The following is a 16385-nucleotide window of genomic DNA, read 5'->3' on the forward strand; positions in this document are numbered from 1 at the left end:
AAGTAAAAACGCTAAGATCTATTGTATGACAACGATTAAGACCATTTATCTGGGTGAATTGCGCACCGAAAATGAACACCTGCAGTCGGGAAACAAGGTAATTACCGATGCGCCGACAGATAATCGCGGAAAGGGAGAATTTTTTTCGCCCACCGATCTCCTGGCAACGGCACTCGGGAGTTGCATCATGACGATTATGGGAATCAAGGCACGCGACAACGGTATTGACATTGAAGGAACGCAGGTGGATGTTACCAAAATTATGGCATCTGATCCGCGGCGGGTGGCCGAAGTGATTGTCGAATTCACCTTCCCAAAGAAAAACTACACCGAAGAAGAAAAGCAACTGGTTGAAAGTGTTGCAGGGATCAGTCCGGTGCCGCTGAGTTTGCACCCCGACCTGGTTCAAACCATCCGTTTCAACTGGTAATTACTGTTTGATAAATTTGGTTTTGATTTCGCCGTTTTGTATGAAAACAACCAGCACATACGTGGCACTTGTTAAATCCGAAACATCCAGCACTTTTTCAAAGCTGTTGAACGATTTTACCAAAGTCCCGTTCATCGAAAATATACGGATGGACAAAGGCTGAACATTTGAGCTCATCTGAAGCAATAACTGCTCCCGCACAGGATTGGGTAGAATTTTGATGCCGGTATCCGAAATGCCGGGCACGTCGACTACAAAAGCGGTTTTTGAGACCAGCCAGTAATCGGGATCAATTTTGAGCTCCGAAACCGGAAAGCCGGGATGAACAACAAAGGTTTGATCGTTTATAAGTTGGCTAAGCCGGAAATCGGCCGAATCAGAATGATCGGCATTGTATACGCGAATGGGTACCGGCATTTCAAACAGTTCAACCGAAGAATGAGTGGTAGTTTGTGACAATGTGATGGAAAGATCGTTGTTTGCTTGCTGCGAGTAATGGACGCTGTAAACGGGATAACCTTCTCCGTAGAACCAGTCTTGCAGGAATTCAGTAAAGCTGGTATCGGCAGCGCTTTCCATGTGCCGGATAAATTGCCCGGTGTTTGCAAAGCCATTAGCTACTTCCGGATCCTGAAAATAGTTGCGCAGTGCAGAGAAAAATGCATCGTCGCCAACGATCCAGCGAAGCATATGTAACAGGTAGGCACCTTTTCTGTAACTAAGCCTACCGCTGAATATCCGGTTTACATTGCTTGTGTCGTCTACAAACACTGATCCTTCGGGCTGGCCGGTGATGTTGTCGACCTGGAGTTTTTTCCAAACAGGCCAATATCCCGGGAGGAGGTTTTCATAGGAAAGCCCTGTTAAGTAGGTGGCAAATCCCTCGTTGAGCCAGATATCCTGCCAGCTTCCGAGTGTAATGTAATTGCCAAACCACTGGTGAGCCAGTTCGTGTGCAATCAGTTCGTAACTAAAGCCTCCCATAAAACTCATGGTTTGGTGTTCCATTCCGCCTCCCCATCCGAATTGTGCGTGCCCGTATTTTTCATCCGCAAAAGGATATTTACCAATTAATTGATTGTAAAAGGCCATTACCTGTGCGGTTACGGGTGTCTGTACTTTGGCCGTATTCAGGTTCTCCGGGTAAACATAGTTCAGAATATCAATGGTGCGTCCGTCTTCCAGTTGCAGGGTATCTGAATACGAAGCATAGTTGGTAACTGCAATCGCCACCAGGTAAGTGGCAATCGGGTGGCGGTGTTTCCAGTACGCGATGCATTTATTGTCGCTGATTTGTTCTGAAACCAGGATTCCGTTACTGGCTGTCCGGTAGGTTTCAGGCGATGTAACGATGATGTCGATGGAATCAATTTTGTCGGCCAGCGATTGTTTACAAGGCCACCATTCCATGGCACCGTAAGGTTCCGATAGTGTCCAAAGAACCGGTGTTTGCAAGTTGCCATGAACATTCACTTCAAAAGAGCCAAAGCCGCTGCTGGGAGGAACTCCCTGATAGTAGATCGAAAAGGAATCGACCTGTTCCAAATTTACAGGCTTGTTGAAACGGATTGTTACTTTGTTTGCAGAATGGGAAAAGGAGAGTTGTTCTTTTCCGTGGGTGACTGAATCAAGCTGTAAATCGGAATGCAAATCGATGCGGATGGAATCGAGCGATGGAATATTGCTTTTGAAATAACTGGTAACTTTTCCGGAAATACGACGTACGGCGGGGTCAACCTGCCACTCCATCCGCTGGTAAATAAAATCGGTGGACGAATAGTCCTGACTTTCCGTAAAAGCCATTTTTTGGGCGTGGCTTTTTTGTTCCAGTCGCGCGATTTTATCAATAAGAAACGGGTCGTTCTGACCAAAGACAGCCCCGGTAATTGTTAGTAAGAAGCAGTGGAGAACCAGTATTCGTTTCATCTGCTAAATATACAAAACAGAACAAGGTGCAGGTAAAAATAGACAATCATGATTCAGGGCAATCATCAACAGAAATGAAAGTATTATTCGCAGGTAACTTAACTCTTCCTTCATGGAGGGTCCAAAAACAAATTTCACGCAAAGTGCGCGAAGGTTTACGCAAAAGAACGCAAAACAGAAACTAATAGTGAGCACTCTGCGAGCTTTGCGCTTCTTTCGTGTCTTTGCGAGACGCCACCCATTTTTTTAGAATGGGCATAATGAGGAGATGACAGGTAGATTATATTTTTTACCCCCCGTTTCGGCCACACTCCGCTCAGCGGAGCTGTCGGCCTCAACTGTCCCCCTACTCGTAGGGGGACGGCTGGAGCCGGTGGGTACAGTAATCCTCTTTTTCTGTCATAGGCGAGAACTTGTTTTACCAATATTCTGAACGCCCTACAAACTGTCAGCTGACAAATCAGGGTAATTTTGAATAGTATATCTGTATTCTCCCATTGATTGGTTAAGAGACTTTCAGAAAAAAGGCGAATTCCCGAAAGAATCCGCCTTCTGAGTGGCTAGCTCTACTTTTTGTCAAGAATTAATTTCCTGACGATCCGCTTTTTATTGATGTGCATGACAACCAGATAGGTTCCGCTTGCCTGATCAGAAATGTCGAAAATCATTTGTTCGCCGTTCTGATACGTTTTACGAATTAATTCGCTGCCGGCCATGTTTAAAACAAGGAGTTCAACCTGTTCTTGCAAAGGATTTCTGAACTCAATTGTTACCTGTCCCCGGGTGGGGTTAGGATATAAACTGATACCCAAACGATCGTTGTCGATTTCACTGATGCCAACCAGCACCGATACGCAAAGTTCGAAGGTATCGGTAATGCTGGCACCGGCACGATCACTTCCCTGTACAACAATGTTCACACAACCCGTGTCTGCTGATGCCGGGGTGAAGGTGATTGTATAGGTATCCAGGTCTTCCTCTGTTTGGATCCAATCCGGCAAAATACCCTTGTCGGTGCGTACTTCAAATACCAGCGTGCTGTCATCGATGTCGCCAAACAGTTCATTTTTGTTCATAATCAGTCCAAGTGTGTCGTTGGCTATCATTGTTTCGTCATTCAGCCAACTTAGCTGGTAAGGAGGATCGTTTTCAGGGATAACCGTCAGCAGAAATTTACGCATAGTGATTTCGCCGGAGGCATCTTCCACCGAAACCCGGATGGTATCTGTTCCCGATTGATCCGGATTCAGAGAAATGCTTAGTTCTGCTGTTGAATCGAGCGGCTGGTGATCGACCACAAGCTCTGCGATTAACCCGGTATTGGAGTAACTGGCATCAACAGTTACCGGCCCCGGTTCACAAACGGTTCCTCCTGATATCCCGGTGATCGTTATTTTCACAGATTCATCTTCAAACATGCTTATTGCCGGAATCTCGTCAATGGAAGGCTGAATTCCTGCTGCCAATACTGTGAGGGTGGTCTGGCAACTGGCAATGTTCCCGGCCTGGTCTTTTACACTTAGTGTTACGGTATTTTCACCCAGATTCTCACAAGTAAAGAACGAAGGCGAAACCTGGATGTCAAGGTTAGTATACGACGTAATATTGTCGGTTGTTCCGTTGGAAATCAGGTCCCCGTCAGCTTCTGTTAAAGAATAATTTCCATCTGCTGAAAGTGTTAGCTCCATTGGGTTACAGACAACCTCAGGCGGAATATCGTCTTTTACTTTTAGGTTGAGAACGATAACGCTGTCGCAGCCGTTTACCGTTTGCAGGTTACGCGTATAAATTCCTGGTTGCCGTATTTGCTGTGTTCCAAACAGGTATGGTAACTGACTAATGCCCACCGTAACGTTTATAGTGGCACGGTAAGCCGGATGTACCGTAAGAGAAAGAGTAACTACGCTGTCGCAACCATTTATGGCCGGGAAGGTTTCGGTATACGTCCCGGATATGGTGAGCGACTGACCTCCAAAACGGTAGGGTAAGTCGTTTTCGCAAATGGTATCGGAATAGGCCAAAGCAAATGTGTCGCTTACCGAGAATACCAGTGTTACGGTGCTGTCGCATCCCGCTGAAGAGGTGAACAGTTCGGTATAGATTCCGTCGACTGAAAGCTCTTGCGAACCAAACTGATAGGGCAAATTGTTTTCGCATACGCTGACTGTGTCAGCCACATCAAAGGTATCATTCACTGTTAGTGAAAGAACCACGGTGCTGTCGCATCCGTTTGCTGAAGCAAAAACTTCGGTGTAATTCCCGGAGGAGAGCAGCAACTGAGTTCCAAACTGATACGGGAGGTCGTTTTCGCAAAGCACCAGTGTGTCGGTTACCACAAAAGTATCTGAAACGGTGAGTGTCAGCATTACCGTGCTGTCGCAGCCATTGTCACGGGTGAATACTTCCAGGTAATTTCCACCTGCAAGCAGCGATTGTGTTCCGAATGTATACGGCAGTTCACTTTCGCAAATGGTCACTTCTTTCGAAACCAGCGAAGTATCGAGGACATTGAGTGTTAATACCACTGTACTGTCGCAACCATTGCTTCCTGTAAAAATTTCAGTAAAAGTTCCGCTTGAAGTTAGTGTTTGTGCTCCGAGTGTATAGGGTAGATCGTTTTCGCAAAGGGCCAATTCCTGTTCTATCAGGAAAGTATCTGTTACGTTCAGGGTAAAAAGAAAGATACTGTCGCAGCCATTTACTGTAGTATAAACCCGGGAGTAAGTGCCCGCTGAAATGAGTGTCGAATCCTCCCACTGATAGGGCAACTCATCCTCACAAATGGTAAGGGTGTCTTTCCAGGAGTAAGAAGGATGTACTGTGAGGTTCAAGGTTACGGTACTGTCGCAGCCAAATTCGCTTTGGAAGGTTTCGGTGTAGGTTCCGCTTTCGGATAATTGTTGATTTCCAAAAATATAAGGTGTTTCGGATGAGCAAAGTACTATTTCGGTACTCCCGCTTTCATACAATTTTACGTTATCGAAATAAACCATGCTATTGCCATACAGCTCAACAGAAGTTGGCGTAACTCCATTTAATATAGGAAACTCGCTAACTACCTCGCTTCCCGAAGTACCGCTGGCCTGTGTGCCGTTTATAAACACTTGGTATTTGCCTGCCGAAAAATCAAATTCCATTCGAATATGATACCAGGTATTGGATGTAGCTGGTTGCAACACATACTGCGTTCCGTAACCTCCGGAACTTCCGGAGTAGTTAAAGGTGATCAGGTTGCCGTTATAAGATTCTACTCTGCCCGGAAATGCACCCCAACTTCCAATCGACGGATTTCCCAATCCCATTCCGCACCTGCCTCCGCTAGATGCATTTGTTGCATACATCCAGCCTTCCAGTGTCGATTTTTCGTAGACTCCCGAAACCGGCTTCGACAGATTTGCAGCCCAACTTGAACCGGAAACCTGGAAAGATTGTGCTCCATACTTTACCGGAGTGTTCACTATTTTTTGGTCAGCATTTCCTGTCCCATCGTAACGGATTACCCAACCGTCAGGAAGTGTACCAAGGGCACCATTTTCAAAATCATCCATAACCAATGAGTTTGAAGGATCTCCAATTGTATCGTTATAGGTTGGATGCACGGTTAAATTCAGTTGAATAACACTGTCGCACCCATTAACTGTCTGGTAAGTTTGGTAGTAGGTTCCGCTTGTGCTGAGTTGTTGCGAACCAAAAGTGTACGGGACTTCGCTGGCGCAAATCTCGGCTTCGATCGGCGGAAGAGTGGTGCCTTCATTTCCCTGGTATAGCTGGAATATTTCTGCCGGCGATAAGACTTTGTTGTACATTCTCAAGTCATCGATTGCACCTTTGAAATATTCTGCCCCCCGGCTTGCATATCCAATTGTCAGTGGATTAGTAATACTTCCAAATGGACCGGAAGAAGAAGTTGTTTCGGCAACTAACTGGCCGTTTACATAAATTTGTCTGTGTTCTCCCGGATTATTGGCAGTAACAACAATGTAGTACCATTTATCCGCTTCAAGTGGCTTTGTTGTAGTGTTCAGGAAGCCATTGTATTCCCATTGAAGGTTGCCGTCTGACTGTATCCGCAGCAAATAGTTGGTTGCCGTTGTATAGTTCGACTTTCCAAAGATCATAGCGTTCTGGAGCACGGTAGGTTTTATCCAGCAAGAGAAACTCAGTGCTTCTGACATGTTTAGCGCATCGGAATGCTGAATCAGAATACCATCGTTGCCATCAAACAAATAGGCACTGTTTGGCGCTCCGTTTCGATCTTCGGTAGGCGTTGCACCGTTAACTGCTCCGTCGTGTCCATTTCCACTGGCATCTGTGGCATCACCATCCAAAGGATAATAGGCGACCAGGTCCTCAGGAGCAACTACAGAAATGCCATAGCTTTGGTGAACTGTTATGGTGGTGGTTGCTGTATTTGTGTAGGCGCTGTCGAGATTGAGAAATGTGGCCGTAACAGTAAAATCACCTGCATTTTTGTAGGCGTGATAAGCATCTTCACTTGCGGCTCTTCCCACAATTGCTGTAGTGTCGCCAAAATCCCAGAAAATACTGTCCACATCCGTAGTTTCTGCCGTAAATGTAACCACACTGTTACTACATGCCGGATCTGTTTGGGCTGTTATGGTGCCACGTGGGTTATAATCCTGGGTATAGGATTTTGTGAGCGTACTACTCCAGTTTCCCACGGAATCTCTAAACTGGAAACTGATGTCGTTGGTTCCGCCCGGAAGCGATGAAACATCCACCAGCTCATCAAGTGCCAGGGTTGCCACAGGAGTTGGTAAATCAACCTCGATGGCTGATCCAATGCCTGTATTGGACCAGTAACGGTAAGTAACTATTTTGTTGCCTGTGGTTATTGGTTCGTCTTCATATTTGGCAAACAGTTGTGTTATCCCCGGGCTCCATGTTCCGGCTTCATCCTGAAAGCGCCAGGTGATAGAGTGCAATCCGTCGTTCAGCGCCGAAACATCGAGCTGTGTGTCAACTAAATATTCCGAACCAGCTGGAACTACACTTTTTACTGCCGAAGAAAGGTTCCCGTTGAACCAGTATTCCACCGCAACAAGGTTGTGCATTGCGGGAGCCGGTTCGGCTGTGAATTTTGCAAACAAGCGGCTAAAGGCAGGACTCCAGTTTCCGGCTTCATCCTGATACCGGTAACTCACCATATGTAAGCCGTCGTTTAAGGCAGAAACGTCTAAATCAGTGTCGATATTTAGCAAGGGCGTTGCCGGAACCGGATCTGTTTGAACGGTAGAGTAATCGCCGTTGAACCAGTACTCAAGAGCAGTAAGTTGGTGAAGTTCCGGTAAGTCTTCCTGATTTTCCTTTGTAAAGTACCACGATGCTACCGGGCCCCATTTACCCTGCTCGTCTTGCATCCTGAAACTCACAAAATGAAACCCAATGTTAAGGGAAGACACATCGAGCATTTTATGGATGTTGAGCAATGACGTTGCTGTAAATACCGTGTCTTGTTTATTATTGAAATCATTGTTAAACCAGTATTCGAGTGCTACAAGCTGTTGAAGGCCGGTGTTTTTGTCTTTCTTGAAAAAACGGATCAGTGGTGAACTCCAAATTCCGCGGTCGTCTTTAAAGCGGCAGCTTACTGTGTGTAACCCGTTTATCAGCGAGCTTACATCAAGCAGCGAATTTAAATCAACACTTACTCCGGGTGGTAGTGGGACAGCAACTGAAGAGGAATAGTTGCCATCGTACCAGTATTCGACATCGGTAACCTGGCGGATTCCCGGTGTTGAGCCCGGGTAATAGGTAAAGAACTTTGTGAGTACGGAGCCCCAAATTCCTCTGTTGTCCTGAAAACGGACAGAAAAGGTATGCAGGCCCGGCTCAAGGGTGCTTACATCGAGCAAATCGGTATAGTTCACTATCGGAGCCGATACCGTTTGCCGGCTGGCTGTGCTGTAGTCGCCATCGTACCAATATTCCACGGCAGAGATATTGGTTTGCGCCGATAACCAGGCGGGAAGCAACAGCCATATGAGTAAATAGATGAATCGTCTCATGTTCATTTTCTTTTCAATTAAACCGGAACGATTAACGGCTTTGCGCCTCTGCATTGATGTTTACTCCCAATTGATCGTTTACAGCCTCGGTGGCAATGTTGGCTGAGTTGATGTGCGGGTAGTACGGGATGGTTTTATAGGGAGTAGTTGTTCCGTAAACTCCGGCATTGGTGCCGTCGCTAGCTGTACCGATAATACTCACTGTTGAACCATCCAATTCCGCAGTCCCGGTGGCTGACACGTTTAGGTGATAATCGTTTTCGTATGAAAAAATATAAACATTCGCACTGTGCGATATGTCTGTGTAAATATTTTCCAGGCCAACATTGTAGATGTTGTTATTGCCACCATTGCCATTTCCATCAGTAGGGGGATATGGCAGTCCACTTCGGAAAATATTATTATTAAAGGTATTACTGGCCGAGTTATATAATCCCCATTCATAACCAAAAACATTATCGTTAAAAAGGCTGTTTGAACATCCGTATATTATTCTGTTCGAATTGCTTGCATTTATTGTATTGTGCGAAAACAAGGATTGAACAAAATAATGAACAGGTCCGAAAATGAGTGATTTTTCGATTAAACAATTTGAGCCATTGTTAGCATAAAGAAAACCTGTCACACATTCGCTGATGTGAAAATTAAGATCAGGGTTTCCGACGTTACTTACACGCATGTTAAGAGTGTTTAAAATTCGGCAACGCTTAATTTCAATGTTGGTCGCTTCATCTTCAGCACTTCCAAACGTGAGAGTTGATGTAAAATAAATTCCTTCAAAAGTGCTGTTATCGCAGTTCCCCGTAAAGTTCAATCCTGTTGTAATTCGGGTTTGCATGGTAGCTCCGGTTTCAGAAGGATAATGGCCGTGCCCTACCCAGTGCAGGGTTTTGTCAATAGTGGCGTTTGTAATGGTAAAGCCACCGCCGGGCAAATACAGAGTATCACCTGCCACCGCATTGGTAATGGCGGTATTAATATTGTTGTAAACCTCGGTTTTTGAACCGTTTTGCACTACAAACTGCGCCTGTCCCCAGCTAAGCAGGCCAAGGAATAAAAAGGGAAGTATGATTGTTTTTTTCATGATTGTTGATTTTTGATATTCAATACGTGATGCTTGATTCGCGATTTTTGATTCTCGCAGTGTTTTAACGCTCCTGTGCGGCAACGGTTATTTTTACGCCCAGGTTTCCTGAAACCGCTTCGTTATCGATGGTTGCTGTGCGGATGTGCGGAGCATATGGGACTGCTCCGTCTTTGTAAGGCAGTGTGGTTCCGTAAATCCCGGCATCAAAACCGTCAGTGGCAGTGCCAATAATGCTCACCCCGGTTGTCCCGTCTTCTGCGGTGCCGGTGCTGGCCGGATTCAGGTGGTAGTCGTTTTCATACGAAAATTGGTAAACGTAGCCGGTAATGGCAACATATGTATTCGGGACCCCTACACTGTACAAATTGCCCGACCCCGTATGAGAAGAAGTGGTTGGATTGTATGGCAGTGCTGCCTGAAAAATATTGTTTGTAAAGTTGCAGTTGCTGCAATTTCCATCGATGCCGTGATGGTACGAAAAAACATTGTTGGTAAACTGGCAGAAATCACAATCACGGAATACTGAACTACTATTACTGACGTTGAATGAGTTATTGATAAACAGGCATTGGAAGAAGTTGATTGCGATACCGAAAATCAGGTTTTGTTCCATTCTGACGTTGGTTCCAAGGTAGGCATTGATGTTGGTAATTATGGATTCAGATATTTTAAAATTCAAATCGGGATTGCCTCCGCTTATGTCTGTATTGTTCCGCATGTTAAGGGTACCATCCAGCCTGCAATATTTAATTCGTATGCCGGTAGCTTCGTTTCCTGCCGAACCAAAATTAGCACCGTATTGAAAGAAGATTCCTTCAAAAGTACTGTTGTCGCAGTTTCCGGTGAAGGTAACAGTATTGGTAATTTGGGTATGTCCGGTTGCGATTGTTGAGTCGGGGTAATGGCCAACGCCCCGCCAGTGCAGGGTTTTATCAACTGGAGCAGCAACGGAGAATCCGCCGCCGGGGATGTAAAGGGTGTCTCCGGCAGATGCAGCAGCAATGGCTGCATTAAGGTCATTAAAAGTTTGTGCTGTGCTGTTTTGCACAACAATTTGTTTTTGGGCAAAGCCTGTGAATGCCAAAAACAAGAGCGGTAAAAAGTAAAGCTTCTTCATTTTGATTTTGTTTTTATTTTGCTGTTTGGTTTATCATATTTCTGCCGGTAAATTAGGAGTGTATGATTTTGCACTTTTGTTTTAATTGATTCCGGATGATCCTCCTTAGTTGATTGTTTGCGAGGCGCTTGTTAAGTTCATTTTACTTTTTGCGGGTTTTGTTGCAAAGTTATACTCAGGATAAAAACATTAATACCTATATTGTAAAACCATTACTCACAACGTACAATTGAGCCGGATCAGATATTTATTTTGAATAACAATACAGGAACAGATGCTTCGAGATTTGGTAGTTTACACACCCATGTATGTTACTTTTTTCTGGTGTATTGTATTGCTTATTCCGAACAGAAAAAATAACCGGGCCAGGCATTTTCTTGGCTTCTTTATGCTGGCGGCTTTTTTGCTGTATTTATGTCATGCCGTTTTTTTTAAAGCGTCACCTGGGCGCTATTTATGGTTCGACCCTGTATACACCTTTGTTTCTTTGTCGGTTTATCCGCTTTATTATTGGTACATTAAACTCCTTTCAATAGAAACAGATTATAAATGGTATAATCTGCGCATGTTTCTTCCAGCTGGCATTTTATTTTGGTGTTCTGTTGGCACTTATCTGATTATGACACCTGTAGAACGAGATTATTACCTAACTTCTTTTCTATTAAAAAGAGAAGGCTTTCTATCGGCCTCTCCCGGGGTATTGCTTCAGGAGATTTTTTACATTACCGGACGAATCGTTTTTACTATCCAGGTTGTTTTCTTTCTTGTTCATGGAAGAAATCTTATAATGCGGTACAATTCAAGAATCGCAGACTTTTATTCCAACCTTAACAACAAAACCATTCTTTGGGTGAAAACGCTGTTGTATTCATTGGTAGTAACCTCGGTAATGAGTATCATTTTTATGATTATTGGAAGAACACAGTTTATGGATTCGACTGTCTTGCTGCTTATTCCTTCCAGTGTTTTCAGTATTTTATTATTTTTTATTGGCTTGCAGGGCTATATGCAAAATCATACGGTTGTTGATTTGGTTGTGGAAGAAAATATGGATGCAGAAAAAAACAACCATAAAATCTATAACCAGGATATGCTAAAGAGAAAGTTGCTGAAACTTTTTTCTGAAAAAAAGCCCTATCGAAATCCCGAACTTAAAATCACACAGATATCCGAAGAATTGTTAACAAACCGTACTTATGTCTCCAATCTGATCAACAGTGAATTTTTATGCTCTTTTAGCGATTTCGTAAATAATTACCGGGTTGCGGAAGCGAAAGAACTGCTTGCTGACTCCAGCTACGATAACCATTCTCTTGAATCTATTTCCGAGGCAGTTGGTTTTGGGTCGTTAAATACTTTTATCCGGGTATTTAAGCAGGCTGAAGGTGTAACTCCCGGTCGTTACCGAAGCAGAATAATGCAGGAAAAATAGCTCTGTGATTTTCTTTTATCGTTGCAATGCTGGCGAAAAACTCCGTTTGAATTTCTGAATAATTCGTATGTGGGGGAAAAGTAGTGTATTATCCGAATAGGCTTGGTATGTTTGAATAAAAGTTAGCGAGCGATTTATTGAATAAAAAAAACAGGAACCGTTTGGCTCCTGTTTTTATATTGCGTAGGTCTTATTTTTCCAGTTCTTTCCAAACCAGTGCGCTTGCTCCGACAATGGCCGCATCGCCAGGCTTCAGTTTAGATGGAAGAATTTTAATTTTGTTTTTGAAGATCGGGAGCAAATGTCTTTCCATGCTCTCTTTGGTTGGTTTGAAAATGTATTCGCCGGCAGCAGTAGGTCCGCCAAAAAGGAATACAGCTTCAGGGCTCAGGTGGTGAACGGTATCAGCCAAGCCTTGGCCCAACCATGCACCGGTTTTTTCGAATACTTCCAGTGCAATTTTATCGCCTTTTTCTGCTGCGTCGAAGATCATTTTTGAACTCAGTTCCTTGAATGATTTGTCGGCCAGTAAACTGTCGTTGGCGTTGTAGTGTGCCATCAGTTCAAAGGCAGTACGTTTCATTCCGGGAGCTGAACAGTAAGCTTCCAGGTGTCCCAGAGCAGAACATCCGCAAAGTCTTCCGTTCGGAATCAGTGTGGTGTGTCCGCATTCTCCGGCAAAACCATCGTGTCCGTAAACCAGGTCGCCGTTCACAACAATACCGCTGCCAACGCCTGTTCCCAGGGTAAACATTACAAAGTTTTTCATGCCTTTGGCACCACCGTAAATCATCTCTCCCAAAGCGGCTGCATTGGCATCGTTGGTAAGAGCTACGGCGTTCATATCCGGAAAATGTTTTGTCAGCAATTCAACAAACGGAACCATTCCGCGGAACGAAAGGTTAGGAGCATATTCAATGGTTCCACTGTAGTAGTTACCATTGGGAGCGCCGATACCAATCCCGAGGAACTCAATATCTTCGTTTAATAATTTTACTGATTTAATCAATTCTTTAATGGCTGCTGACAGGTCGGCTATATAACGGTCGATATCCCCGTGCGAAGGGGTCGAAATATTGTCCTTAACCATTACATTTCCCTCTGCATCAACAACTCCGATAGCGGTGTTCGTCCCACCTATATCCACACCGATTGCAACTTTCTTCATTATAAATATGTTTTTAATTTTTTGGCTTTTTCTGTAGCTCAGCAAATTTAAAAATAATATGCAATTCTCCCTGTCTCAGAAGGCTTATTCGGAAAATATTCTTGAAAATCCGGAAAGAGAATAGCTTTTTTTCTGTCTGTGAACGGAATTTTCGTCCGTTTCGCTGAAGTTCGGTAAATTTGCAGCAAAAGAGAAGGAGAATTTTATGCACAAACTGAAAAAAAAATTACTTCAGGCACTCGGATGGGTGTTGCTGGTGCCGGTTTATATTTATAAATACGGCATTTCTCCTTATACTCCGGCATCGTGCAGGCATGTTCCCACTTGTTCTGAATACGCTGTTCAGGCCATCAAAATTCACGGTCCTTTCCGCGGGTTTGTGCTCACTGCCAAAAGAATTTCCAGGTGTCATCCGTGGGGAACGCACGGTTACGATCCTGTTCCGCCTAAAAAGGAAAAGAAGAAGGCGAGTTAGTTCGATTATCAGAATGTAATCAAAAACATAAAACTAAATTTGTAGGACGTTGTTCTATTGGGAGCATTAAAATTATTACGAAAAAATGAAGAGATTTTTATTTATACTGGCCCTTGCTTTTATAGCAGCATCTTGTGGTTCCGGGAAACAGGAAGAAGCAAAAGTGATTACAGTGAGTATTTTGCCGCAAAAAACGTTTGTCCAGAAAATTGTGGGCGACGATTTTAGTGTGAATGTTTTGATTCCTCCGGGGGGAAGCCCGGCCACATACACGCTTTTGCCATCGCAGCTGAAGGACATTGCGCGATCTGCGATCTGGTTCCGGATTGGATACATTGCCTTTGAACATTCGTGGAAAGATAAAATTGGCCAGGCCAACACCAAAATGAAAGTGGTTAACATGGCTGAAGGACTGGATCTGATTGCCGACCAGATGGAACAGCACGGTGATCATGTTCATATCGACGGAGTTGATCCGCATGTGTGGATGTCGCCGGTAATGGTGAAGCAAATGGGAAAAGTAATACTGGATGAAGTTTCGAAACTTAAGCCGGAGAAAGCCGATGAGTACAAGGCCAATTACGAGAAGTTTGCCAACGAATGCGATGAGCTGGATGCGGAGCTTCGGAGCAAACTGGAGCCCTACAAAGGCCGGAAATTCATTGTTTTTCACCCCAGCCTTTCGTACTATTCCCGCGAGTTTGGCCTCGAACAGTACTCGCTCGAAACAGGAGGAAAAGAGCCAACTCCGCAACATATGAAAGAAGTGGTGGATATGGCCAACGAGGACAATATCCGGGTGATTTATATCCAAAGCGAGTTTGATAAGGACCATGCGCGGGTTTTTGCCGAAGAGATCAATGGCAAAGTGTTCCAGGTTTGGCCACTGAGTCCTGACTGGGCGGAGAATTTAAGGTCGATGACTGATTTACTTATTGAGAATTTTTAATGAAACCACTGGTTAAAATAGAAAATCTTACGTGCGCTTACGACAAAATTCCGGTGCTTGAGAATGTCAACCTGGAAGTGAATGAGCGCGATTTCCTCGGCGTTATCGGACCCAATGGCGGCGGCAAAACAACTTTGCTGAAAGCCATTTTGGGGCTGCTTAAACCGGTGAAAGGAAAAATAGTTTTTGGAAGTGATTTGCAGGGACGTAAGAAACCCATCGGATATCTGCCCCAGGTAAGGCATATCGATAAAAAGTTTCCGATCACGGTTTTTGATGTGGTGCTTTCCGGGTCGATTATGAACGGCATTTACCGGCCTTCGGCTGAAGAACGGCAGAAAGCAGAGCAACTTCTCGTTGAGATGGGAATCCTGGATATCCGGCACAAAGCCATTGGTGAGCTTTCGGGTGGACAAATGCAACGTGTTTTTCTGTGCCGTGCATTGCTGAGCGACCCCAAACTTCTGATCCTGGATGAACCGGATACCTTTGTGGATAACCGTTTTGAAGGAGAGTTGTATGAGAAACTCCGGGCACTGAACAAAGAGATTGCCATCATCCTGGTTTCGCACGACGTGGGCACCATTTCAACCTATGTGAAAACCATTGCCTGCGTGAATAAATCGCTTCATTACCATCCGAGCAATATTATTACCCAGGAGCAGCTGGAAGGATACAACTGTCCGATCCAGGTTATAACACACGGAGAAGTTCCACACACTGTATTACAGTATCATCATCATTGATTATGAACGCCATACTTGAACTTTTTAATTACGATTTTTTTCAGAAAGCTTTTCTCGCCACCGTTTTTGCCAGTATTTCCTGCGGAATTATTGGGAGTTATATCGTTGCGCGAAGAATTGTATTTATCAGCGGGGGGATCACCCATGCCTCGTTTGGGGGTATCGGACTGGCTTTTCTCTTGGGATTTAACCCCTTACTGGGAGCTGTGTTGTTTGCTGTAATGTCGGCCATGGGAATTCAGTTCTTTACCAAAGTGGCCGAAATCAGGGAAGACTCTTCCATTGCGATCTGGTGGTCGCTTGGAATGGCACTGGGGATCATTTTTGTATTCCTGACACCGGGTTACACGCCCAACCTGATGAGCTACCTTTTTGGAAACATCCTTACGGTTACCAGTTCCGAACTTTGGTGGATGTTTATGCTGAACGTGGTGATCGTGCTGTTCTTCACGCTTTTTTTGCGTCAGATTCTGTACATCGCATTCGACGAAGAGTTTGCCCGCACTGCCGGTTTGCCGGTCGATCGGTACAACTATCTCATCATGACACTGATTGCGCTTACCGTGGTGCTGAACATCCGCGTGGTGGGAATTATCCTGATTTTATCGCTGCTGACGATCCCGCAGGCTTCGGCCAATCTTTTTACCAAAGATTTTAAGAAGCTGATTGTTCTGTCGTCGATGTTTGCATTTATTGGGACGATGATCGGACTGTTCATTTCCTATTTCCTGGATATACCTTCGGGGGCCGCGATTATTTTTACGCTGGTGCTTATGTTTGGCTTGCTTCGGGTGGTTAAGATATTTGTGTAATGTTCACCCAAAAAAAGGAGAAATTCTATTGCTGTAAAACGTGTGGTTTTGAGTTTTCGAACCTCGATGTTGAACGTGTTTGCAGCAATTGTTTCGCCTGTACCGGATGCGAAGTTTACACTTGCCCGTCGTGTGGTTCAGAGGTGGTGGTTAAGCCCATGAAAAAGATGCAATCGTAGTTCACTCTGAGCTTGAAATCAACACACAAAAAACT

The 16385-nt window shown here is 44.6% G+C and carries 11 protein-coding genes; 6 read left to right on the forward strand and 5 right to left on the reverse strand.

Annotated elements, in window-relative coordinates; translation table 11 throughout:
- Positions 1-25: 25 nt before the first annotated feature.
- Positions 26-430, forward strand: a complete 405-nt coding sequence (locus D1614_RS10020) for an OsmC family protein (protein WP_119437771.1) — start codon at positions 26-28, stop codon at positions 428-430.
- On the opposite strand, the gene D1614_RS10025 is transcribed toward D1614_RS10020, so the two are convergent.
- From D1614_RS10025 to D1614_RS10040, 4 genes are all read right to left on the reverse strand, one after another.
- Positions 431-2356 carry a M1 family metallopeptidase gene (locus D1614_RS10025; RefSeq protein WP_119437772.1) on the reverse strand — a complete coding sequence of 642 codons (1926 nt, stop codon included), beginning with the start codon at positions 2354-2356 and terminating at the stop codon, positions 431-433.
- A gap of 566 nt (positions 2357-2922) precedes the next feature.
- A complete protein-coding gene (locus D1614_RS10030) occupies positions 2923-8385 on the reverse strand; it encodes a LamG-like jellyroll fold domain-containing protein (RefSeq protein WP_162304462.1) in 5463 nt (1820 codons plus the stop codon).
- Positions 8386-8416: 31 nt separating this feature from the next.
- A complete protein-coding gene (locus D1614_RS10035; protein WP_119437774.1) occupies positions 8417-9469 on the reverse strand; it encodes a right-handed parallel beta-helix repeat-containing protein in 1053 nt (350 codons plus the stop codon).
- A 64-nt stretch (positions 9470-9533) separates the two neighbouring features.
- Positions 9534-10589 carry a hypothetical protein gene (locus D1614_RS10040; RefSeq protein ID WP_147384149.1) on the reverse strand — a complete coding sequence of 352 codons (1056 nt, stop codon included), beginning with the start codon at positions 10587-10589 and terminating at the stop codon, positions 9534-9536.
- A 274-nt stretch (positions 10590-10863) separates the two neighbouring features.
- On the opposite strand from D1614_RS10040, the gene D1614_RS10045 reads away from it, so the two are divergent.
- Positions 10864-12021 carry a helix-turn-helix transcriptional regulator gene (locus tag D1614_RS10045; protein ID WP_119437776.1) on the forward strand — a complete coding sequence of 386 codons (1158 nt, stop codon included), beginning with the start codon at positions 10864-10866 and terminating at the stop codon, positions 12019-12021.
- 190 nt (positions 12022-12211) lie between these two features.
- Here the strand turns inward: D1614_RS10045 and D1614_RS10050 are convergent, their stop codons facing one another.
- Complete coding sequence (locus D1614_RS10050; RefSeq protein WP_119437859.1) at positions 12212-13189, reverse strand: ROK family protein; 978 nt, start codon at positions 13187-13189, stop codon at positions 12212-12214.
- 205 nt (positions 13190-13394) lie between these two features.
- Between D1614_RS10050 and yidD the strand changes: the two genes are divergently transcribed.
- The 4 genes from yidD to D1614_RS10070 all read left to right on the forward strand — a co-directional run bounded on the left by yidD (position 13395) and on the right by D1614_RS10070 (position 16171).
- On the forward strand, positions 13395-13664 hold the full coding sequence (gene yidD, locus D1614_RS10055; RefSeq protein WP_119437777.1) for a membrane protein insertion efficiency factor YidD: 270 nt from the start codon (positions 13395-13397) through the stop codon (positions 13662-13664).
- An 85-nt stretch (positions 13665-13749) separates the two neighbouring features.
- Positions 13750-14613: a metal ABC transporter solute-binding protein, Zn/Mn family gene (locus tag D1614_RS10060; protein WP_119437778.1), complete on the forward strand. Its 864-nt coding sequence runs from the start codon at positions 13750-13752 to the stop codon at positions 14611-14613.
- Positions 14613-15359 (forward strand): metal ABC transporter ATP-binding protein, encoded by a 747-nt coding sequence (locus tag D1614_RS10065; protein ID WP_119437779.1) that lies wholly within the window; start codon positions 14613-14615, stop codon positions 15357-15359. The genes D1614_RS10060 and D1614_RS10065 overlap by 1 nt, the downstream gene beginning before the upstream one ends.
- 2 nt (positions 15360-15361) lie before the next feature.
- Positions 15362-16171 (forward strand): metal ABC transporter permease, encoded by an 810-nt coding sequence (locus D1614_RS10070; RefSeq protein WP_119437780.1) that lies wholly within the window; start codon positions 15362-15364, stop codon positions 16169-16171.
- The last annotated feature ends 214 nt before the right edge of the window (positions 16172-16385 follow it).

Source organism: Maribellus luteus (assembly GCF_003576475.1).
Taxonomy (GTDB): Bacteria; Bacteroidota; Bacteroidia; order Bacteroidales; family Prolixibacteraceae; genus Draconibacterium; species Draconibacterium luteum.